The 21,606-nt window shown below is 51.3% G+C and carries 19 protein-coding genes; 4 read left to right on the plus strand and 15 right to left on the minus strand.

Translation table 11 applies throughout. The annotated features are described in order from the left end of the window. Positions 1-118 precede the first annotated feature (118 nt). A complete protein-coding gene (locus HMPREF9412_RS21660; protein WP_009593941.1) occupies positions 119-1,768 on the minus strand; it encodes a sensor histidine kinase in 1,650 nt (549 codons plus the stop codon). Further along, positions 1,737-2,492 carry a response regulator transcription factor gene (locus HMPREF9412_RS21665; protein ID WP_009593917.1) on the minus strand — a complete coding sequence of 252 codons (756 nt, stop codon included), beginning with the start codon at positions 2,490-2,492 and terminating at the stop codon, positions 1,737-1,739. The genes HMPREF9412_RS21660 and HMPREF9412_RS21665 overlap by 32 nt, the downstream gene beginning before the upstream one ends. A 304-nt stretch (positions 2,493-2,796) precedes the next feature. On the opposite strand from HMPREF9412_RS21665, the gene splB reads away from it, so the two are divergent. Continuing rightward, positions 2,797-3,822 (plus strand): spore photoproduct lyase, encoded by a 1,026-nt coding sequence (gene splB, locus HMPREF9412_RS21670; protein WP_009593913.1) that lies wholly within the window; start codon positions 2,797-2,799, stop codon positions 3,820-3,822. 103 nt (positions 3,823-3,925) lie between these two features. On the opposite strand, the gene HMPREF9412_RS21675 is transcribed toward splB, so the two are convergent. Together HMPREF9412_RS21675 and HMPREF9412_RS21680 are read right to left on the minus strand one after the other, a co-directional pair. Next, the gene (locus HMPREF9412_RS21675; RefSeq protein WP_009593912.1) at positions 3,926-5,944 is read right to left on the minus strand and encodes a bifunctional diguanylate cyclase/phosphodiesterase; all 2,019 of its coding nucleotides are present in this window, start codon (positions 5,942-5,944) and stop codon (positions 3,926-3,928) included. A 388-nt stretch (positions 5,945-6,332) separates the two neighbouring features. Further along, on the minus strand, positions 6,333-6,671 hold the full coding sequence (locus HMPREF9412_RS21680) for a winged helix-turn-helix transcriptional regulator (RefSeq protein ID WP_009593955.1): 339 nt from the start codon (positions 6,669-6,671) through the stop codon (positions 6,333-6,335). Between the two features lie 203 nt (positions 6,672-6,874). Between HMPREF9412_RS21680 and HMPREF9412_RS21685 the strand changes: the two genes are divergently transcribed. Together HMPREF9412_RS21685 and HMPREF9412_RS21690 are read left to right on the plus strand one after the other, a co-directional pair. Next, positions 6,875-7,468, plus strand: a complete 594-nt coding sequence (locus HMPREF9412_RS21685) for an NAD(P)H oxidoreductase (RefSeq protein WP_009593895.1) — start codon at positions 6,875-6,877, stop codon at positions 7,466-7,468. Positions 7,469-7,738: 270 nt separating this feature from the next. After that, a complete protein-coding gene (locus HMPREF9412_RS21690) occupies positions 7,739-8,152 on the plus strand; it encodes a DUF2500 domain-containing protein (RefSeq protein ID WP_009593901.1) in 414 nt (137 codons plus the stop codon). Between the two features lie 155 nt (positions 8,153-8,307). Here HMPREF9412_RS21690 and HMPREF9412_RS21695 read toward each other — a convergent pair whose 3' ends face one another. From HMPREF9412_RS21695 to HMPREF9412_RS21725, 7 genes are all read right to left on the minus strand, one after another. Beyond that, positions 8,308-8,727, minus strand: a complete 420-nt coding sequence (locus HMPREF9412_RS21695; RefSeq protein WP_009593933.1) for an OsmC family protein — start codon at positions 8,725-8,727, stop codon at positions 8,308-8,310. Between the two features lie 43 nt (positions 8,728-8,770). After that, positions 8,771-9,757 (minus strand): ABC transporter ATP-binding protein, encoded by a 987-nt coding sequence (locus tag HMPREF9412_RS21700; protein WP_009593937.1) that lies wholly within the window; start codon positions 9,755-9,757, stop codon positions 8,771-8,773. Then, positions 9,741-10,763 carry an ABC transporter ATP-binding protein gene (locus HMPREF9412_RS21705; RefSeq protein WP_009593939.1) on the minus strand — a complete coding sequence of 341 codons (1,023 nt, stop codon included), beginning with the start codon at positions 10,761-10,763 and terminating at the stop codon, positions 9,741-9,743. The genes HMPREF9412_RS21700 and HMPREF9412_RS21705 overlap by 17 nt, the downstream gene beginning before the upstream one ends. Positions 10,764-10,785: 22 nt before the next feature. Further along, a complete protein-coding gene (locus HMPREF9412_RS21710; protein ID WP_009593936.1) occupies positions 10,786-11,691 on the minus strand; it encodes an ABC transporter permease in 906 nt (301 codons plus the stop codon). A 15-nt stretch (positions 11,692-11,706) separates the two neighbouring features. Further along, on the minus strand, positions 11,707-12,657 hold the full coding sequence (locus tag HMPREF9412_RS21715; protein WP_009593921.1) for an ABC transporter permease: 951 nt from the start codon (positions 12,655-12,657) through the stop codon (positions 11,707-11,709). A 99-nt stretch (positions 12,658-12,756) separates the two neighbouring features. Continuing rightward, positions 12,757-14,355, minus strand: a complete 1,599-nt coding sequence (locus HMPREF9412_RS21720; protein ID WP_009593923.1) for an ABC transporter substrate-binding protein — start codon at positions 14,353-14,355, stop codon at positions 12,757-12,759. Positions 14,356-14,666: 311 nt separating this feature from the next. Beyond that, the gene (locus HMPREF9412_RS21725) at positions 14,667-15,614 is read right to left on the minus strand and encodes a phosphotransferase enzyme family protein (protein ID WP_009593919.1); all 948 of its coding nucleotides are present in this window, start codon (positions 15,612-15,614) and stop codon (positions 14,667-14,669) included. A gap of 245 nt (positions 15,615-15,859) precedes the next feature. Here HMPREF9412_RS21725 and HMPREF9412_RS21730 point away from each other — a divergent pair, with 245 nt between their 5' ends. Then, the gene (locus tag HMPREF9412_RS21730; RefSeq protein WP_009593894.1) at positions 15,860-16,483 is read left to right on the plus strand and encodes a TetR/AcrR family transcriptional regulator; all 624 of its coding nucleotides are present in this window, start codon (positions 15,860-15,862) and stop codon (positions 16,481-16,483) included. A gap of 77 nt (positions 16,484-16,560) precedes the next feature. Here HMPREF9412_RS21730 and HMPREF9412_RS21735 read toward each other — a convergent pair whose 3' ends face one another. The 4 genes from HMPREF9412_RS21735 to HMPREF9412_RS21750 all read right to left on the minus strand — a co-directional run bounded on the left by HMPREF9412_RS21735 (position 16,561) and on the right by HMPREF9412_RS21750 (position 21,473). Further along, positions 16,561-17,700 (minus strand): toxic anion resistance protein, encoded by a 1,140-nt coding sequence (locus HMPREF9412_RS21735; protein ID WP_009593910.1) that lies wholly within the window; start codon positions 17,698-17,700, stop codon positions 16,561-16,563. A 56-nt stretch (positions 17,701-17,756) separates the two neighbouring features. Then, positions 17,757-19,445: a vWA domain-containing protein gene (locus tag HMPREF9412_RS21740; protein WP_009593922.1), complete on the minus strand. Its 1,689-nt coding sequence runs from the start codon at positions 19,443-19,445 to the stop codon at positions 17,757-17,759. Positions 19,446-19,460: 15 nt separating this feature from the next. Next, entirely contained in the window at positions 19,461-20,204 is a 744-nt protein-coding gene (locus HMPREF9412_RS21745) for a hypothetical protein (RefSeq protein ID WP_009593925.1), read from the minus strand. 426 nt (positions 20,205-20,630) lie between these two features. Further along, entirely contained in the window at positions 20,631-21,473 is an 843-nt protein-coding gene (locus HMPREF9412_RS21750; RefSeq protein ID WP_009593940.1) for a MurR/RpiR family transcriptional regulator, read from the minus strand. Positions 21,474-21,606: the final 133 nt, after the last annotated feature.

The following is a 21,606-nucleotide window of genomic DNA, read 5'->3' on the forward strand; positions in this document are numbered from 1 at the left end:
GTATCACTTTTTTCATGACCTCCTTTTTCTCCACTTCAAACCACAAAAAAAGCGGCTGCCTCAGCACTGCACACCGCTTTCATTACCAATGCTATGGATGGAATAACGCATGCTCTGTTCAGGAGGCTGGAATGACCATCGATACCTCTGTTCCACTGCCTGACTCGCTATGGATATCGAGTCCATAATCCTGCCCGTAGCACAGCTTAATCCGGTCATTCACGTTTCGAACGCCGCAGCCGCCGCTCTCTCCGGCCAGCAGCCTCGCCGCCTGCTCGGGTGTCATGCCCACCCCGTTGTCGCTAACGAATAGTTTAATACCCCCTTCGATCCGGCTGACCCCAATGTGGATTTGGTAATCGGCCCCTCTGGCCTCCACAAATCCGTGCTTGATGGCATTCTCCACAATCGGCTGCAGAATAAAATGGATGATCTCGGTATGTAATACTCCCTCATCGATATGGTAATCCACGTCAAACCGGCCATCATTCATAATAAGCTGCAAATCCAGGTAAGCCTTGATGTGCTGCACCTCATCCTTGATCGTTGCCATATGCCTCCCCTGATTCAGCGTCGTTCTATAGAACCGAGCCAATGCCGATACCATGTAACTCGTTTCGATATCCGCCTTCTTCTCGGCCCTCCACCGGATAAAGGAGAGGGTGTTGTATAGGAAATGCGGATTAATCTGATTGATCAGCTTGTTATATTCGCTTTCCCTCTTGGCGATTTCCGCTTGATACACCTGGGAGATGAGGCTGTTGATCCGTTTCAGCATTTTGCCGATGCCGTTGGTCAGCTCACCGAATTCATCCTTGGACGAGCTTTGGATAATGACATCCAGATTGTTCTGCTCCACCTTGTCTACCTTGTTCTTAATATGAATAATTCTGCGTGTGAAATTGTTGGAAATCACATAAATGAGCAGGAAGGTAATGATCAAGCTGAGGATAATGACAAACAACGTAATTTGAAAAATACCGAGCGCATTAGCGTACGCATTCGTATTCAGCAAATGATAGTGAACCATCCAGCCATTGTTAGCGAGTGATCGGCTTAGGCTCAGTCCGCTCGACTCCCCGCCCTCCAAACCGGCAGATGCATCCGGCGCCTTGCTTTCCTTGAATATCACCCGCTGCTCAGCATCCTTGATCTGAACCGCCACATGCTCCGACAGCTTGTCCAGGTCTGCAAAGATGCTGTCGTGCTGAATGGAAATGACCATGAAATTGCTGTCCTTCGGATTGCTGATCAGTTCCTGAACGAGATAAAGTTTCTCCCCGTCCACGATCCAGCGCCTGCCCCGAAATCCGTCATACCAAGACTTGCTCTTAAGATCCCCGATCGGCAAAATATTGTCGCGAATCCCCAGCAGCTCACCGGATGTATAAAAGGTAATCGCCTCAATATTCTCGTCCATCAGCCTGATGTTCGAGATCAACGGCTCCAGGATGTCTCGGAAATCCAAGTACATGTTAAAATAGTTCTCTTCGTAATCCTTAATGAAAATTTGGGATAAATCCCGATTCAGCACCATGAATTCGCTCAGCGTATTGTACCGGTTAATCTTGTAATCCATAATGTTCGCCACCTGCTCCAGGCTAGCCTCGGCCTCGCTCCGCAGTTCCTTCATCTGAATGCGGTAGGACTGAATGAAGGAGAGCAGCCCGAGCAGAAGAATGGGAATGAGTGCAATCACCAAGTGGGACAGCAGCAGCTTGTTGCGGAACCTGATATCATTGAACTTGTTCTTGATCCACCCGATCATGGGGCACCCCGCACTCTCTGTACTGTATCGGACTCACGCCGAACTTGCTTTTGAACAGCTTGGCAAAATAGGAATGGTTATCGATGCCAACGGCTACAGCGATATCATTGACCTTCATATTGGAATTCTGGAGCAGATGGCTTGCCCGCCGCAAGCGGTAATCGGTCAAATACTTCGAGAAGTTCTCGCCGGTCTCTTTCTTGAACAAAATACTCAAATACCCCGGGGACAGATATACATCGTGAGCTGCATCCGACAACGAGATGTCCCGCTGGTAATGATCCTTCACATAATCCTTGACCTGAACGATAACCTTGGATTCCAACGACTCCTGCTGGTAGTCCCCTCCATAAGGGCTGATCTGGGTAATGTCCTCCATCACCTCCAGAAACTCCTCCCTGACTAACGGCTTCAGCAAGTAATTCACCACGCCCAGCCGGATGGCACTGCGGGCATATTCAAATTCATCATAACCGCTGCAGATGACAATCTTTAGATCCTGCTGAACCTTTCGCGCTAGTTTGCTTAGCTCCAGTCCATCCATCAGAGGCATTTTGACGTCGGTGATGAGGATATCAATTGCATTGTCCACCAGAATCCGCTCCGCGCTCATTCCGTTCTCGGCTTCCATTACTTGAAATGGGAAGCGGTACTGAGAGATCAAATCCTTAATGCCTTCTCTTTGAACAGACTCATCGTCAACAACAAGAACATTAAACATCATGAAATCTCCTTTGCATATGAAAAGTATGGGAACTTCACAGGAAGATATAGGTTGTTATAATTGGTATGGCTGTTATGTCGTAGTATATCATAGAAATCGGAAAGGGCTTTCATCTTGAACTTGTCAACATTCACTATTAACGTCCTTTTAATTTCATACTTTACTGTTTTCATAATGCGCGGGACTGACCTCTATTCTGATGGGGAGTTTCGGCTGACCTTCAAGGAAGCACGATGCATGATCAACCCGACCATTGCCCATCCTATAATCCATATACTTAAATTTTTGCAGGGAGGAAGATTCGTTGGAGCGTTTTGACCCGGAACTCGTCTTTTTTGAGCCGGATGCGTTGGAGTATCCGCTTGGGAAGAAGCTGCAAGCATGGTTTGAGGAATTAGGCACACCCATCAAAATGACCACCTCCCATAATCGGGTAACCGGCATTCCGGGGGAGACCGAAACCGAAAAATACCGAAACGCCAAACGCACCCTAGTCGTTGGGATTAGGAAGACCTTGGATTTCGATACGTCGAAGCCTTCTGCGGAGTATGCCATCCCGTTGACCACGGGATGTGCAGGACATTGTCATTACTGCTACCTGCAAACCACCATGAGCTCGAAGCCTTATGTCCGGATTTATGTCAACCTGGATGAAATTCTGGACCGAGCGAAGCAGTACATCGCTGAGCGGTCGCCCGAAAACACCCGGTTCGAGGCCGCTTGTACCGGCGATCCCGTATCTCTGGAGCATTTGACCGGGGCACTGGCCTATTACATTGAATTTATGGCCAAGCAGGAACATGGCCGACTGCGATTCGTAACGAAATTCGCCAACATCGATTCCCTGCTGAATATCCATCATGGCGGCCATACCAGGGTACGCTTCTCCATCAATTCCGATTATGTGATCCGTTATTTCGAGCCGGGTACCTCTTCCTTCGAAGAACGCATTGAAGCCGCAGGGAAAATTGCCGAAGCCGGATATCCGTTAGGTTTCATCATTGCCCCGATCGTCAAATATGACGGATGGCAGGAAGGATACTGGCATTTATTAGAGAAGCTCCATGAGCGATTGAGCCATGTGGAGGTTAAGGATCTGACATTTGAGCTCATTCAGCACCGGTTTACCAAAACGGCCAAAAACACCATTTTGAAACGGTACCCCAAAACCAAGCTGGACATGGATGAGGAGGACCGGCAGTTAAAATGGGGTAGGTATGGAAAATTCAAATATGTCTATAAAGCCGAAACCGTCGAGGAGTTTCAGCAGCTGTTCGAAAAGGGAATCAAAGAATATTTCCCGCGCGCGGAAATTGCCTATTTCGTCTAAAATACCCGGGAAAGCCAGTCATTTGGCGTACCCGAAAACAACATAACGGACACCTCGCGGTGCCCGTTATTCTTATGGACCATATATATTCGTATCCGCTCTTTCATCGAAGGGCCGCGAACTCTTCGGCCTTGTGATCTTGGTCGTACATCCAGACCTCAATCTCATGGATATCCATCGGCTTTCCGTAATAGTACCCCTGCATGACATGACACCCGAGCCCTGTCAAAAAGTCGATATGCTCCTTATTCTCCACGCCTTCGGCGATCACGTCCAGATTCAGCTTTTCCGCCATAAGAACGACGGCGTTGACGATGGCACGCTTGCTGGGCGTGTCCAAATCATTGGTGAACTGGCGGTCCAGCTTCAGGGCATCAATCGGAATCCGGTCCAAGAGCCCAATCGAGGAATAGCCGGTTCCGAAATCATCCATGGAGACCTTAACCCCTAAGGATCGGATATTCCCAAGCTGACGGATGATATCGTTCACATCGTGCAGCACCATGGACTCCGTAATCTCCAGCTCTAACAACCGCGGCTCCAAATCCGCCTGGCGCAGCACGTTTTGAATCAGCTCCAGCAGATTGTCGCCATGAAATAAACGGACCGATAGATTCACCGAGACCGGCTGGACAATCCCGCTATCCTGCCACACCCTGCACTGCTTGCATGCTTCTTCAAGCGTCCATCGGGTCATCGGAATAATCAGTCCCGTCTCTTCCGCTATCGGAATGAATTCCTGCGGGGAAATCACGCCGAGCCTCGGATGCCTCCAGCGGAGCAGCGCCTCGAATCCGACCAAGCGATCGCTTTGCACATTCCATTTCGGCTGATACACGATGAAGAACTCCTTCATCTCCAGCGCTCTTTGCAGGTCCTTTTCCAATTCCATCTTGCGAACCTCTTGAAGACCCATCTCCTCGTCATAAAGGCATTGCTGATTCTTGCCGAGCCCCTTCGCTTTATACATGGCGGTGTCGGCATTCTTCAGCAGCGTCGTACGATCCGAGCTATGGACGGAACCGATGCTGATGCCGATGCTAACCGTCACATACAGCTCGTTGCCGTCGATATGGTACACCTTTTTAATTTGTTGGAGTATATCATCGGCTAAGCGTTGGGCATAATTCGGGTCGCTTTGCTTCAAAATAACCAGAAATTCGTCGCCCCCGATTCGGAACACCTGCTGGCCGCTTCGAATGAATTGACGCAGCCGCTTGCCCACTTCCTGGACCAGCAAATCCCCGACATTATGACCCAGCGTATCGTTGATGGCCTTAAATTGGTCCAGATCCAGAAACAGGATCGTAATCTGATCCGTTTCGGCATTCGTCCTGAAGAACCGATTCATCTCATTGCGGTTGGGCAATCCCGTGATCGTATCCTGATAGGCCAGCTTTTCCAGCACATGCCGGTCAAAGAACATCGCGCCCCAGGAAATCAACAGAATAGCAAAAATCGCGACCGTCACGCAGTACAAGAGGAAGAAATCCACAGACTGCGGCTGATGTGTCATCATGCCGGCATGTGCTTCAAAGCGCGCCGCCTTCATCCCTGTATAATGCATCCCGCACACGGCGAATCCCATCACAACCGCCGAGCCCCATTTGAGAAAGCTGGACTTGGAATGGTTGCGAAAACGAAGAAACAATAATAAGGCCGCATAGGAGGCCGCCAGCGCAATGACGGCGGACAAGATCCAAAATACGGGATCGTAACGGATGTCGGCGTGAACGACCATGGCTTCCATTCCTATGTAATGCATCGTCACGATGCCGCTTCCCATAACGAAACCGCCAATGGCGATTTTGGACCAGTTGATGTCCTTGGGCATGGTGATATAAAACGCGATGAACGATGAAATCACACTGGCCAGCATCGACATGATGGTCAGAAAGGCATCGTACTTCACGTTCATATTCATGTGCATCGCCAGCATGCCGACAAAATGCATGGACCAAATGCCGCTTCCCATGACCATGGCTCCCCCGAATAGCCAAAAAAACTTGGATTTGCCGTTCGCGTCCGAAATTTTGGACGTAATATTCAAAGCCGAGTATGAAGCAAGTATAGCGATCGCAATTGAAAGCCCAACAATATACAAGTTATAATTGCCGTCCATCTGAGCTGTGCACACTCCTTTTGTGAGTAATCCTTAGGTCCTATGAAATTCATACGTTACCCGAGAGACAAACGTTTCTATTAATTCAAGGATGGCTCTCCTTGCATACCCAAAGTGATAATTCTTATGGTTACGGCCCGCCCGGTCCTGAGTCTTCTACCTATTATATCTTTAGTAACTATTCAATTTCTCGACAAGCTCCGTTTTCGCTGAAACTTTCGGAACCTGCATGAGTCCAAAGGACTATATATTCCACAATATCCCTGCCTTTCCTTCTAACCGATTTAAAATAATGGAACGCAGAACGGACATTTCGGCCGGAAGAATATCGTGAAAAACAAAAAAACTGCCGACTCATTCCCTCAGGTCGGCAGCTTTTATCATGTCTTCATGGAGCACTTACCTTCGTTTCTCCATTCATATACTTCTCGCCCCACTCACAGATTTGATCCAGGATGGGCTGCAGTGAAACGCCCAATTCGCTCAGCTCGTACACGACCTTCGGCGGAACTTGATTAAAGACCGTTCGCGTAATAATCCCATCCTCCTCCAGCTCCCGAAGGGTCTGGGTTAACATCTTCTGCGTAATATCCGGCATCTCTTTCTTAATTTCACTCGTACGCTTGGGCCCATAACTAAGGTGGCACAACACAACGATCTTCCACTTGCCGCCGATCACCTCCATGGTGGCTTCGGACGGAATATGGTATTGCCGGTCACGATTCATAAGATCCTCTCACCTCCCGGACGAAAAATTCATGCGACTATGAAGGGCACTTTATGGTGCTAATAGCACCTTTAGGTACCTATAGAACAAATAAGTGCGTACTTCCTTCCAGCCATTATATGATACATAATCCCCTTATACCAGTACTGTAAGAAAACAAAGCACATTCAACACATTATAGAAGAAAGCGAAGGTGATTCATGATGAAAGTACTGACCGTTGTCACTCATCCCAGAGTGAACTCCTTTACATTTGCTGTCACGGAGCGATTTGTGCAGGGGCTTCAAGATGCCGGACATGAGACGGAGGTTCTGGATCTTCACCGCATCGGTTTCGATCCGGTTCTGTGGGAGGCGGACGAACCCGATTGGTCTGATGCTGGCAAGGTTTTTTCCGCTGAGGTTGAAAACGAGATCGCGCGAATGAAACAGCACGACGCGCTGGCCTATATTTTCCCGGTATGGTGGTACGGGGTTCCGGCTATGCTGAAGGGGTATATCGACCGTGTCTGGAATCACGGCTTCGCATATGGCGGCGGTTCCAAGCTCCATCACAAGAAGGCGTTATGGATCGCATTGGCAGGCGCGTCGGAGGACCATTTTGCCAAGCGGAGCTATGATACGATGCTGTCCCATTCCCTCAACGTCGGTATCGCCAACTATTCCGGAATCGAAGATTCCCGAGTGGAATTCTTCTATGATACGTTAGAGGGCAGACCGGAGCACATGGAGAGCCTGCTGGAGCGGGCATACCAGTTGGGATTGCATTATGCGGGCTCGGGAGTACATGCGAAGTGAAGGCTCCCTAGCGGAGTTAGAGCTTTGTTCATATAATAAAAATAAATCGGCCTCGCTCTTGAGGCCGATTTTTATTTACCGCAGCTTCGAATCGTTCGCTCTCACGTCATTGGTACGTCAATAAGGAACGGCGGAATCCAGGTTGGCCTTAACCGTTGGTCATTACTTGCTCGTAACATCCATTGCCCCAACCAAAATTTGAAACATTTTAGTCATTTTTACCGTACATATAATTAATGTAAAAATAACGGAACAGGAGGAGTGCCGTCGATGATGCCCCAAGGAATGTCTTTTGGCGGAGGTTTTGATTTTATGTTTACGCTGGTTCCCATTCTGATCGGGATTGTATTCGTGATTGTGATCGTGGGCTTCATCTCCAACGGTGCCCGCTATGTTAAGAATGCCAAGTCCCCGCGTACTTCCGAGTTTGCCCGGGTGGTCTCTAAACGGATGGATGTCCGACATCATACCAATCACCACAACCACGATAATGGAATGATGCACGCCAACCATTCATCCCGTACGTATTATTACATCACGCTCGAATTTGATAATGGACAACGAAAAGAGTATCTTGACGTCAAGAATCTGTACGGTCTTGTCGTGGAAGGAGATACCGGCTATGCCGCCATCCAGGGCGACTGGATCGTCGCGTTTGAGCGGAATATGCAGCCGCAGTCGTAACCGGACGCGTTTACAGTAAAAATGAGGCCGCATCGTGTCTCCGTATTTTATTCGCCCGGTCCCTTAAGAACAGAAGAGCCTTAGTCCGCGATCAAACCCGAACTAAGGCTCTTCTTGTTGAATCGACTTGAAATGTTAATATTTCATCTGATCCATTACGCATTGCTGCTCGTTTCGATAGGCTCATTCACTTCGATCAGTTCAACGACGGCCTCGCTTTTCAGCGTATTGCCGATCGTGCATGCACGCTCTACGACGGATTTCAGCTTCTCCTTGTAGGCAGGCTCCAGCGTTGGCGGCAGCGAGACAAGGACGTTGAAATGCGAGAACTTATTGCTTTTATCCTCTGCTTTTACTGATGACACCTCGATATGAATGGAAGACTTATCATATTCCACGCCGTCGTAAGCCATTATTTTTTGAAGCGAGATGGATACGCACAGCGCCAGGGACGCTTCCAGCAGCTCTCTCGGAGACAAGCCGCCCTCCAAATTCGGCCCGTGGTTTCCTGCAATCTGAAACCCCGCCTCATTGAATATCCGATCCTGGCCTTCTACGATTTGCAACGTTGTCATGGTCCTTCTCTCCTTTGGGTTGGGGTTGGCGAACTTATCCGTTCTAGTCAACAAGATGACAGGCGACCTTATGGCCCGGCCGCACTTCTCTTACAGCCGGTATGTCTGTTCTGCATACATCGGTTGCATAGGGACAGCGCGTGTGGAAAACACAGCCGCTCGGCGGCGATATCGGGGACGGGATTTCCCCCCGCAACACGATCCGTTCCTTTAATCGGCTGCGGTTGAAATCGGGTACGGCCGAGAACAGCGCCTTCGTATAGGGATGCAGCGGCTCATGGAACAAATCGTCCGTCAAAGCCTCTTCCATTATTTTTCCGAGATACATAATGCCGATCCGATCCGAAATATACCGAACCACGCTGATATCATGCGTTATAAATAATAGCGTTAGTTTCATTTCGCGCTGCAGGCGCTTGAGCATGTTCAGAATTTGCGACTGGATGGACACGTCCAGGGCGGAGACCGGCTCGTCGCACACGATGATTTTCGGATTCATGATCAGCGCCCGCGCCAAGCCCAGCCGCTGGCGTTGACCGCCCGAGAATTCATGGGGAAAGCGAAAGGCATGCTCCGGCTGCAAGCCGACGGTTTTCAGGATTTGGAACACGGTTTCCTGACGCTCCGCCTTGTCCCCCATTTTATGAATGATCAAGGGCTCCTCCAGCATCCGGCCGATTCGTTTCCTCGGATTGAGCGAAGAGAACGGATCTTGAAAAACAAGCTGCACATCCTTGCGGAAATTCCGCATTTCCTCCCTCGTCATGGCCGCCAATTCCCGATCCCGATACAGAACCTGCCCTTGGCTCGCCGGCGTTAATCCGAGGATGGTGCGTCCCGTGGTGCTTTTCCCGGAGCCTGATTCGCCGACCAGACCGTAGGTTTCTCCCTCGTTCAATTGCAGGGAAACGTCCGAGACCGCGTTGACGTATGCTTTGGCGCCCCCTAATTTGCCGAATGATCCGTACACCGGAAACTGCTTGTGAAGGGAGCTTACCTTTAAAATCGAATGATCAGCTGCTTGTTCCAACGGTTGTCTCCCTCCCTTCCGGCTTGTTTAGGGCCTCATAATGCCAGCACTTCACTCGATGGTCCGTTTGGGCCGTTTGCATCGGCGGCTCGGAGGTACGGCACAGCTCGTCGGCGTAAGGACATCGCGTGGAGAAGCCGCAGCCCTGCGGAATATCCGTCAGGGACGGCACCGTTCCCTCAATGACGTAAAGTTCATCTTCCCTGTCCCCTTCCAGCTTAGGGATGGATTGGATCAGCCCCTGCGTATAAGGATGCAGCGGCGTTTGGAACAGCTTCTCCGTGGGAGCTTCCTCCACGATCTGCCCCAAGTACATCACCTTCACGCCCGTGCAAATTTCCGAGACCACGCCCAGATCATGCGTAATGAACAGCACGCCCATGCCCATTTTGCGGTTCAAGTCGGCGATCAATTCCAAAATCTGCGCCTGAATCGTCACATCGAGCGCGGTTGTCGGCTCATCCGCGATCAACAGGTTCGGCTCGCAGGAGAGCGCCATGGCAATCATCGCCCGCTGCTGCATCCCCCCCGACAGCTGATGGGGATATTCGTTAACCCTGATTTCGGGCGAAGGAATGCCCGTCATCCGCAAAATTTCGATGGCTTGCTGATGGGCTTCCTTCTTGGACTTCTTCTGATGAAGGCGTATGGCTTCTCCGATTTGATTTCCAATCGTATAGACAGGGCTCAGGGAGGTTAGCGGGTCCTGAAATATCATGGATATTTGATCTCCCCGGATCGCCCGTAATTTGGAATGCGGGAGGGACAGCAGGTTCTGATTCTCGAATACGACCTCTCCCTCGTACTCGATCGCATCCGTATGATCCAGCAATCTCATGATGGATTGGGACATCACGCTTTTTCCGCTGCCGGACTCTCCGACGATACCGATGATGTCACCAGTATTCATGGAAAAGCTGACCCCGTTCACCGCTGTCACTTTTCCGCGCTCGGTATGAAAATGCGTTTTAAGATTTTTCACTTCCAATAGAGGCTCTTTATTCATGGAAACACCTCCAGCCTTATATTCATCGCTTTCTAAACTTTTGCTTCACGCGAGGGTCCAGCAAATCGCGCAGCCCGTCTCCCAGCAAATTCAAGCTGAGGACGGACAGAACGAGCGTGGCCCCGGGAAATACGACCATCCACCATGCCTTGTAAATAACAAGCTTGCTTGCCTGCAAAATGTTCCCCCAGCTGGCTTCGGGCGCAGGAATGCCCGCACCGAGAAAGCTTAAAGCCGCCTCCGAGATAATCGCTTCGGCAAATACGAATGTCGCCTGTACCAATAGAGGAGACAGTACATTCGGCACGATGTGCTGCCATATAATGCGCGTGGAGCTGGCCCCCTGGACATGCATCGCCTCGATGTAGGTTTGCTCGCGCACCACCAGTGCTGCCGAGCGGACGACTCGGGCAATATTCGGCGTGAACACGATCGTCAGCGCAATGATAACGTTCAAAGCGGATGCGCCGAGCGCGGCCATTAAGGCAATGGCAAGCAAGATTCCCGGAATCGCAATCAACCCGTCGCAAATGCGCATGAGAATATGGTCCAACGTCTTGTAATACGTCGCATAGACGCCGATCACGAGTCCCAGAGCGGAGGACAGCAGCGCAACCGCCAGTCCGACGCTAATCGATACCCTGGCCCCGTAGAGAAGCCGGGTTAACAAATCCCGTCCGAATTCGTCCGTACCCAGCCAATGCTCGGCCCCGGGCGGCTTTAAACGGTCCACAACCTTCATGTCGTACGGACCGTAGTTCGTGAAGAGCGGTCCGATCAGCGCCAGAATCACCAATACAACAAAGATGGTCGCTCCGATCAAAAGCCCGTAGTTGGACTTCAGGCGGCGATATCCTAAGGCTCGCTGTTCTTTTTTCAGCTTTTTGCTGACTTGAGCGACATATTCCTTTTCCTGAACTGTAGCCATCCCGTTACACCTCTTTTATTTGCGATCCAATCGAACGCGCGGATCAACCGCGCCGTACAGCAAGTCGATGATCAAGTTGATGGTGACGTACATCAGCGTGACGACGAGCACCACCCCTTGGATCACCGCAAAGTCCCTTCTGGCAATGGAATTCAAGATCAATTGACCCAGACCGGGAATGTTAAATATGGCCTCCACGACCACCGCTCCCGTCACCAACGTGCCGAAGGTTTGTCCAATGACGGTCAGAATGGGCAGAAACGCGCTCCGAAACGCATGTTTGAACAGCACCTTCATTTCATGCAGGCCTTTGGATCTGGCTGTCTTGATGAAATTCAAATTCAGCACTTCCAGCATGGACGAACGGGTCATCCGCGTAATCAGGGCCGCCTGTATGGTTCCAAGGGAAATGCCGGGAAGAATCAGATATTTCATATGTTCCCATAGCCCGCTGCTCAGCGGTTCATATCCAGCGACCGGCAGCCACTGCAGCTTGACGCCCACGAACAGCATAAGGAACAATCCCAGCAAGAAACTGGGCAAGGCCATGCCCAGCAAGGATATCCCCATCAGCGTATAATCGGCGATGGATCCTCGCTTGTAAGCGGCGATAATCCCGAAGGGAATCGCGAGCAGGATCGCGATGACCTGTGCCAGAATGGCCAGCGATAGCGTGGGGGTAATATGCTCCGCAATGGCTTCGCTGACCGGCTGTTTCATGAAGATCGAATCCCCCAGGTCCCCCTTGAACAGGTTGGCCACCCAGCTCGTATATTGTTCGAGTATCGGGCGGTCCAGTCCAAGGTCCTGATTCAGCTGCTGTATTTCCTCCTCCGACGCCTCCATGCCCAAGATGGCCGCCGCCGGATTCCCCGGCGTTATGTGGATGATCAGAAAAATAGCGATGGTGACGACGGCCAGTACGGGAATCAGCGACAAAAGTCTTTTCGTAATATAAGCCAGCACGGTAAATCCCTCATTTGTACATGGTCTATGAATCCAATTTCAAAAAAGGAAGGTGTTATCGAAGTTACTCCGGTAACTTGTAACACCCTCCATTTACGCTTACTTCGCTACTTTGGCATTCCAAACCACCGGTGCTTCGAACAGCTCGAACCCTTCAAGCTTCTTCGTTGTGGCGACGACGCCATTATAATGGCCGATCACGGTGGAGGAAGCAAATTCGTACAGGAAGCCCTGCAGCTTCTCCCATTCCTGCTTGGCGGCTTCCGGCGTGGCTGCGCCGCGAATATCGATCAGCGCCTGCTTGACGGTTTCGTTGTCGAGTCCGGCCCAATCCGGATTAACGGCCAGCAGCTGCGGCGGGGTAAGCTGATAGCCCGTGCTGGCAACAAAGATGTCCCACTTGGAACGGTCGTTCTTCGTTTCCAGGAACGTCGGGAAATCGAAGTTCTCCACTTTTACGTTCATGCCGATCTGACGAAGCTGCTCCTGAATGACCAACGTGGCCGTGTACATCTCGTTATAATCCTTGGTCGTCAGCAGCGTGATTTCTTCGCCGTTATACCCGGCTTCTTGCAGCAGCTGCTTGGCCTTCTCGGGATTGGACTGGTTGTAATACTCCGCACCGGCTTCGGTCGACCATTGAACTTGGTTCGTATTCAGGTAACCCGGCGCTAAAGAGTACAAATCCGGTTTGGCGAAGCTCGCCAACATGATCTCCTCATTATTGAACGCGGCGAGAATGGCCTGGCGCATCTTCACGTCCTTTAACAATCCCTCACTGGTATTGAAAAATGCCGTCAGGGCACCGCCAGGGAACGAAAGCAGGTTGATGTTGTTGTCGGCAGCCAGCTCATCATAGCTTTCGATCGGAATGCTGTCCGCCACATCGTACTGGCCGGTCTTCACGCCTGCAATGCGCGTGGAGTGATCCGTCACGAAATGGAAGTACAGGTCTTTGGCGGGAGCTTCTTTTCGCCCGTCAAATCCGCTTGGCTCCGCATCCGACACCTGCTGATAATCGTCGTTTCGCACCAAATGGATGTACTGATCCTGCTTCCATTCCTGGAATTTATAAGGTCCTGTACCGATGTACTCCTTGATTCCGTCAGCCGGCGCTGCATCCACGATCTCTTTCGGCATGATCGAAGGGAACTGCGCTTGCGATGCAATAAGAATCAACACGTCCGACGTAGGCGTCTCTACGGTCAGCTTCACGGTATACGTGTCGACGGCTTCGAATTTGGCATTCGTCAGCAGCACCTTCGCCCGGGACGAAGTCACCAGCCAGCGGTTCATCGAGGCTACAACATCCTCGGACGTCATCTCTTTCCCGTTGTGGAACTTCACGCCTTGGCGAAGGGCGAACGTATACGTTAAACCATCCTCGCTTCGTTCGACCGACTCTGCCAGAGCCGGTACGGGCTCATAGTTTGCATTCAGCGTGTAGAGCTGCTCGAAGATATTGCCGGCCGTATCGAGCGCAACCGCCGATACCGTCAAGGCCGTATCCAACGTTGGCGGCTGAGCCGTAAGCGCGATGTTCAGCTCGTCTTTGTACTCTTGCTGTTCGGCTTGCTTCTCGCTTCCTTTGTCTTCAGCTGCGCCCTCTGCCGCCGGATCGGAGCCGTTGCCGCATGCCGCGATCAACAGCATCAGCACGATCGACGATAAGAGTAAACCTAACTTTCTGGCTTTCATTGTAATCCCCCCATGTAGTAGACATATGCATATAAAATGTATGCATCATGCTCTGTCAAAAACTCGTAAAACGAACGCACCCCTAAAATCTAAGTTATCTGGTAGGTTTAATAAGCTATGCACATACTAATAGATTCGCTATGGGCTGTCAATGCAATAATTGATCGCACTAGAATTAATTTCCTATTGGCGAAAATTAATAGATCTGAGTTGCAAGGACTTCGTTCCTCCCCATAGCCTTAACCGTCGCAGCCAGCCTTCCCCCGAAATATAAAAAAGCCTTGGTCCGTCTTTCGAACCAAGGCTCTTTATTAAAGTGGCAGATCGCTTTGCAAAATCTTTTCCCTGCGCCCTTTCATATACCACTGTCCCCAGGGATGAAGTTTATCGAAATTTCCGCGGCAGGCATGGAACAGCTTCATATACCGCCCCATTTCTCTCAGCTTCATGAAATAGGGGATCTCCCGTAGCCACTCCTCCTCCAGGCGATGCTCCACACGGTATCCTTCCAGGAAAGGGATCAGGAACTTACCGCTGTCCGGATCGGCCCCTGCGGTTAAACCCGAGAAGAAGGCGGCGACCGCTATATCATCCACGAACCATGAATAACGGCTCGCATCGAAATCAATCAGGCACAACGCATCCCCCTGGACAAAAAAATTGCCGTAATGAAAATCGGCATGAATCAATCCGTAAGTCTCCCTAGAAACAGGGAGCTTCGATATATACTGGCACAAGGCTTGATAACGAAAGGCAATTCCCTTCTCGGACGGCGGAAAATCGAGATGTCGAACCTTCTCTGCCTCATACGACCAATCCGGCCGTCTTGTGGAGGGGTCCTGATGGATATACGCTTGGGTGATACGATGCATGCCCCCCATGAATCGGCCCATTCGCCTGTATAAATCCTCGCCGGCTTCGTTCTCCCCAACCGGACGCCCCTTGGCTTCCTCGTAACAGACCGCCGTATATTCACGGTCCTCCATCCGGATTCGCTCCGCAAGGTTCCCGGCTGCCGAATGGAGCGGCCTCGAAACGCAAACGCCCTTACTCCCAAGATACTCCACCCACTGCACCTCGCCGGCAATCTTCGCATAGGGTTTGTGGGACTCGTCGGTCAAGCGCACATACACGATCTTCTCGTCCCTTCGATAAGAACGGACAAGGCTGTGTTCGGAAAAATGCGTCTGGAGTCTATTCCGCTCCAAGAGTCCGAACCTGCTTGCAGCCGCGGCCATAAGCTCGCTCCGACGTTCCAATTGCAGCGCCTCCCTTCAAGCCGGATGATATTGAAATCAATGATGAATGATTTCTGCAAATTTAAAGCGGCTCCTGCATGCAAAGCTCGGTCCTCATGAATATTCCATTGAAATAACGCCATCCAACAGCGGTCCTTGTGCGGGCCGCTTTCTCCGCCGATGTATACGCTCTTGTTGTCGTCAAAAGGGCGGGAGGATATAATACGGGTAAAATAAAATCGTTTTGCAAGAAAGAGGGCCTTATTATGAATCCCCAAACCCGAAACGCCCGAACCCAAATCATCGTCGAAGCAGCCGAGCGCGTATTTACACATAAAGGCATTGAAAAAGCCACCATGCAGGATGTAGCCACCGAGGCTGCCATGGGCGTAGCTACCGTTTTTCGTTTTTTTCCCCGCAAAGAGAAACTCGTCGTTGCCGTTGCCACGAAAATGCTGGAGACCGTTCTCGAGACCTTCCGCTCCGTCGCGGAGCAGCCGGTTTCCTGTATGGAGAAGCTGGAGCTGCTGTTCGACCACTTCATTTCCCTGCTGGAGCAGCAGACCAGCTCGAACGTGAAGCTGCTCGAGAACTTCGAGAGCTATGCGGCTCAGTTTACAGAGCCTCTTGAGGACATCGAGTTGTTTAACGCCGTCTACCGGGATATATCCCAGGTATTCTCGACCATCGTGGAGCAGGGCATCGAGGATGGATCGGTTCAAGCCGATCTTCCGTTCGCCGAGACGCTGACCACCATCGTGAATACGTTCGGCATTTTTGCCAGAAAGCTGTCCCTCCAGAAAAACATTCTGGTGGTCGAGCCGGACCTCGCGCCGGAGAAGCAGCTGGCGATTCTCAAGCACATTCTGCTTAATTATTTGCGGGCATAAGGGAGTTGGAGCCAAGTAAAAAGAGTGCGCAGCATCACAACTGCACACTCTTTTCTTGTTGGTATCCCTGGCTTCTCCTACAGGCCCAGCTTCTGCCCCCGCTCCAGGCGCTGGATCTGCTGCTCGCCCGTGACCGCCAGCTCGCTGAACTGATGGATCGTCTCGCGCATCCGCGGGAGAGCCTCCTGCTTGTAAGTGCTGATGGAATCAAGCGCTGACAGCACATCCGTGAACGCTTGCTTCAAGGTATCAACGGAAATACTCGTTTCCAGCGATTGCTTATGAATCGCCGCACCTTGATCCTTCAGCATTTTGGAGGTGGCGCTGATCAGGTTGTTGGTGGTTTCGTTCAGCAGCTCGATTTTCTTCAAGACAATCTTCTGGTTGTACAGGGCACTTGCCACCGTGACCGATATTTTCAGCGCCGTTACCGTTACGTTTCTCGCCCGATCCACACCACGGATTAACTCCTTGTTGTTCCGAATGACGACTTCAATCGCCATAATTCCCTGCTGGTTTACGACCAGCATCTGCTGCAGGTCCATCACGCGCTGGCGCAGCGGGAACAGCACCTCTTCGGTAATAAACCGGATTTTATCCTCCGACTCCTGCCGTATTTTGGCCGCCTCGACCTGGGATTCGATCTCTGCATCCATGAGCATGCCCAGCTGAATTTCCTTTTGCAGCTTTTTGGTGAGCTCGCGGAGGGTTTGCTGTTCAATCTCCAGCGTGGTGTTGTCGTTCTTTAATACGGTTTTTCCTTTATCCAGAGAAATGATGATATCCGAAATGACGGCATCGGCCTTTTGAAACTTGGCAAAATATCGGCGCAGCGGGTTAAACACCATGCCCAGCAGCCCGCTCTTCGCAAAATCCACGACGCTTGGGTCCAGATCCTTCAGCTGCAGCTGCAGCTCCGTTAACCCTTTAGCCACTTGACCGCCTTCGTCCCCGGTTTTCGATAATTTCCCCACCTGAACCTGCAGGAGCGCATTCTTCTCCGAGGAGGATCTCATCGAGCTGATCCCAAAGCTTTCAATGGATTGCAGCACTTGTCTTCGCTTCTCGAGCGATTCGATATCCAGCTCCATGATGGCCTGCACATTGTTAGCCGCCAGCTCCTTCAGCTGCGTGACTTCTTCCGGCTCAGGCTTCACCTGCTCTTCAATCGCCGTCTTAATCTCTTCGGGACTAATGACTTCCATCGTAAATGACAATATAACCCCTCCTCCAAATTTCTGTGTTAACCAGATTCACATCGTATGAAAAATTGCTACATCTGCACATTCAGCAGCTGGCCGATTTTGTATACGACATCATCGGTATCGGCGTTGATGCTGGCAGCTTCATTGATGCTGGAAATGCTTTGGAGCGCCTGAATGTCGGCATTATAGCCAATCGTATACACCGGGATTTTGAAGGCTTGGATCAGTCCGCGGATATCGTCTAGGGAATGCCCGACGTTCGTCTCCCCGTCACTCAGCACAAAAATCAGGGGTTTCACGTCTGGATTTGCCGCCATCTCGTCCTGCAGCATCTTCATCGCCACGACGATGCCGTCAAAGGTCGCGGTATTCCCACTGGCCTCTAGGCTGTTGATCGCACCGACAAACATCGACTGCTGATTCAAATCGTACTTGCCGATCGGAAGGTTGATCGTAACGTCCGTGGAATACGATACAAAGCCGATGCTGTTGTCCCGGCCCAGATATTTCTGTCCCGTCAACAGCGATTCCTTGAGACGGTTTAACGGCTCGCCGTCCATGCTCCCCGATACGTCCGCCACAAACACGGCCGCTACCGGCTTGTTGCCGTCCTTCTTCTCCTTCCACAGCTTCTGGGCGGACGGCAGCAGGCTGCTGTCAACGACCTCGAGCTCGGATTGGTAATCATTAAGACCGTTGAACCCTTTTTTGTCGGCCATCTGCTGGTATTTGTCCTGCTCAACAAATTCCGCGAATTTCTTGATGATGTCCAGCTTCTCCTTCGGCAATTTCCCGAGCGCGTACAAAGGGCTGTCGTGCCTTACCCCAAACGGGGTAAAGACGTAACCGCTTTTCATATCCGCCGCGTTGACAAAGGTCTGATACTCCAGGACAAAGGCATCCAGCATGCCGGACTTCGCCGCATCGCGCATCTGGATCGTGGTGGAAGCCGTGAAAGGAACGTTCGCTTGGAATTTCTCGAAGCCCTGTACCGCCTTCTCGCCCAGTATGTCGTTGCTGTCGAACGTTTCAAGGGCCGTGATCAGGAAGTTGAGGCCCGTGGAGCTGGCAAAAGGATCCGTGTACCCCATCGCCAATTCATTATTCGCTATCGCATCCGTCAGCGTCTTGACGTTCAGGGAGCCGTACTTCTCCACCAGCTCGTCGTATTTGGCTTTTCGGGTGACGACGCCGGTGACGTTCCCCGTCAGGCGCTTGGATACCAGCTCGGCTTTGACGCCGTATTCCTTGACCATCTCCCCCCACAGCTCATTGGAAGGCGTAAAAGCGTCCGGCACGTACTTCCCGGATGTTATGTAATCGGTTGCGGTTCCCGAAGCGATATTGCGGATCTTCACGGATACCGGCTTGCCGTTCACTACCGGCTTGGCTTTGTTGAATTCCTCTGCCACTTCGTTCAGCCATCCGTCAATGCCCGGTCCCGCCTTCTCCGGCGAGGAGAAAATCTCCACGTACAAGTCCGTCGTATTCTCGACCGAGATCGGGAACTTCGATATATCGGGCAGGGAATCCGCGACGGCCACCGGGTCGAGATCGACTTGGCCTTTGATGGGATCGGCTGTCGTGACAGTAATATCCTTGTAGATTTTGTTGATCTTTTTAGCCGCGCCTTCCGAATCGACCTCGGCTTGGCTTTTGCCCAGATTGGAGGTCAATGTGATCCCCGCGTACACTAGAACAAACACGACCACTGCAATGGCCACTAAGACGACAAAGGCACTCCCCTTGCTTCGCATAATCATCTCCCTCTCTTATTGCTTGTATAATTTGGTTTGCTTGATTAACGCATCGATTTCCTTCATGCACGGCATATCCTCCACATCCCGGTAATCGGTGCTGCCGAGCAAAGAGATCTCCAGCAGCAGCTGATCAAGCTTGAGCATGATTTCCTCGTTCGCCTCCAGATAACCGGTCACGTAAGCCAAGTACTCTTGGTATAACGCCGTTTTTTTCTGCGCCACCTTGCTGGACAGCTGGGAGGCTTTCGGCTGATCCGCCATGCGGGCGAAATCGGATGCGGCGAAGACGCCAAGCTTGTTCAGTATCCCTCGGATATTGAGGTAGAACAGCTTCTCGACTTCATCGATGACACCCATGAATTTCCTGTAACTGAGCTCCGTTGGCTGAAACCGCTGACCCAGAACGCTCAGCAGCGCGTTTCTCTTCTTCTCGATTCGCTCCAATTGATCCAGGGCAAGAGCGATATCATTCTTCAGCACTTTCACGTTGCGGTAATGGTGGAGCGCCTCTATGTAATCCTCGCGGGTCTGAATCGTTTGGATCGGTTTTGCAGCCGGAGCCTTGAACAACAAAACATAACTTCCATAAAAGAGTGCAAGAATACTGACGACCCATACGGTGATGACCAGTGCAGACTGGAAAGCGTTATCGCCGCCGACTTGGAAGCCGAGCAGCCCGGGCGAAACCAGGACAATATTCACGATCGCGATAACCGCCATTAGCAGGAGCAGCTTCGCGGACTTCGAGCCATTCAAGAATTAACACCTCCCCTGCTCCTATAGAGCGATGACTGATTCGACCTATCTTATAAAACATCCGTAAAAACATAGGCAATTGAAGGATATAACACATGCTACGTCTCAATTCGAAGTTAGATGCATTTTCCTCTCCAGGCAGCCCTGCCGATATGTAATCCATTCATTTCTTTATCGGATTTTCACTTGGATAACATGATGCGGGCATGGCCGTCCCGTGTTTAAGAAAGCCATGGCGAATACGCAGAGAACCGCGGCAAAACAGAGGGGCCAGGCCGAGGCGAGCAAGTTCATAGAGGTAGGGTAACTATATCAAAATTACATAAATAATCCAATGGTTCTGCGACAAAAGACACAAAAAAAGTCCTTCAGGGCGTGCCTGAACGACTTCTAATAGGGATGGCCTGCCGACGGGACTATATACCTTCAAGCTTTGCCTCTGGGCAGCTTATCCGCATATCGGGTCCGCAACTCGCCCAAGTAATCCAGCTTGCCGAGCACCTTCTCTTTATTCAGCATGCCCATGCTCAGAATGAGCTGCTCGATCAGCAGCAATGGCGTCACCATGGAATGAAATTCGCCCATATCCCCCCGACTGACAAAAAAGGAGATCTGCGCCGGCGTTCCATACCGGAACTCCTCCCGGTCCGTGATCATGATCGCCGCATTCTGCACGCGGCTTACGCAGTCCAGGATGACCTCCGTTTCCGGGAGCATCCGAGTAAAGCTGAAGATCAGCACAACATCTTCTCTCTCCACATGCGCGAGCGATTCCAGCAGTTCATGACCGCTGCCGGCCATGATTCGCACCGACATGCCAAACCGGGATAAACGGTACGACAATAATTCGCCCAGCGAGAGGGACGGACCAGGCGCATGCACATACACGCGTCTTGCCGAGGCCATTAGACGGGCTGCCTCCTCCAGCTCGTCGGGGCGGTTCTTCTCCATCGTGTCTTGCAGATGATGCTTCGCCTGTTCCAGCATTTTCGCGGGCAGACTGGACGCGTCCAGCCGGGATATCGTTTTTTCCAGCTTTACGGCAGGCGTCGTATCCGAGGATTCCCGCAGCTTCAGCTTGAACGCCTTGGCATTCTCGTGCCCGACGGCACGCCAAAACCGGGAAACGGTCGCGATGCTGGTGCCAAGCCTGTCGGCGATTTCCTGCTCGGTCATGAACAGCATCTCCTCGGGATTACGTTCGATAAAATCGGCGATTTTGAGCTGGCTCGGCGACAGCCCGGATGTATCGGGAAACAGATTCTTCAATGATGCTGCACTCCTTCTGCAATGAAATCATCGTAATTGGGCGTGAGTTCATCATACGCCGTGATTGTTATGTAAATTTTATTTCATGATTATATTTTTGTAAAAAATATTACAATACGTTGACATAATACTC

The sequence above is a fragment of the Paenibacillus sp. HGF5 genome (genome assembly GCF_000204455.1).
Taxonomy (GTDB): Bacteria; Bacillota; Bacilli; order Paenibacillales; family Paenibacillaceae; genus Paenibacillus_AQ; species Paenibacillus_AQ lautus_A.

What these genes read in the sequence shown, in the direction of transcription:
- HMPREF9412_RS21720 (WP_009593923.1), bottom strand. Translation starts at nt 14,355, where the DNA reads ATGAAAGCCAGAAAGTTAGGTTTACTCTTATCGTCGATCGTGCTGATG.
- HMPREF9412_RS21710 (WP_009593936.1), bottom strand. Translation starts at nt 11,691, where the DNA reads ATGGCTACAGTTCAGGAAAAGGAATATGTCGCTCAAGTCAGCAAAAAG.
- HMPREF9412_RS21695 (WP_009593933.1), bottom strand. Translation starts at nt 8,727, where the DNA reads ATGACAACGTTGCAAATCGTAGAAGGCCAGGATCGGATATTCAATGAG.
- HMPREF9412_RS21675 (WP_009593912.1), bottom strand. Translation starts at nt 5,944, where the DNA reads ATGGACGGCAATTATAACTTGTATATTGTTGGGCTTTCAATTGCGATC.
- HMPREF9412_RS21685 (WP_009593895.1), top strand. Translation starts at nt 6,875, where the DNA reads ATGAAAGTACTGACCGTTGTCACTCATCCCAGAGTGAACTCCTTTACA.
- HMPREF9412_RS21665 (WP_009593917.1), bottom strand. Translation starts at nt 2,492, where the DNA reads ATGATGTTTAATGTTCTTGTTGTTGACGATGAGTCTGTTCAAAGAGAA.
- HMPREF9412_RS21730 (WP_009593894.1), top strand. Translation starts at nt 15,860, where the DNA reads ATGAATCCCCAAACCCGAAACGCCCGAACCCAAATCATCGTCGAAGCA.
- HMPREF9412_RS21660 (WP_009593941.1), bottom strand. Translation starts at nt 1,768, where the DNA reads ATGATCGGGTGGATCAAGAACAAGTTCAATGATATCAGGTTCCGCAAC.
- HMPREF9412_RS21680 (WP_009593955.1), bottom strand. Translation starts at nt 6,671, where the DNA reads ATGAATCGTGACCGGCAATACCATATTCCGTCCGAAGCCACCATGGAG.
- HMPREF9412_RS21705 (WP_009593939.1), bottom strand. Translation starts at nt 10,763, where the DNA reads ATGAATAAAGAGCCTCTATTGGAAGTGAAAAATCTTAAAACGCATTTT.
- HMPREF9412_RS21690 (WP_009593901.1), top strand. Translation starts at nt 7,739, where the DNA reads ATGATGCCCCAAGGAATGTCTTTTGGCGGAGGTTTTGATTTTATGTTT.
- HMPREF9412_RS21740 (WP_009593922.1), bottom strand. Translation starts at nt 19,445, where the DNA reads ATGCGAAGCAAGGGGAGTGCCTTTGTCGTCTTAGTGGCCATTGCAGTG.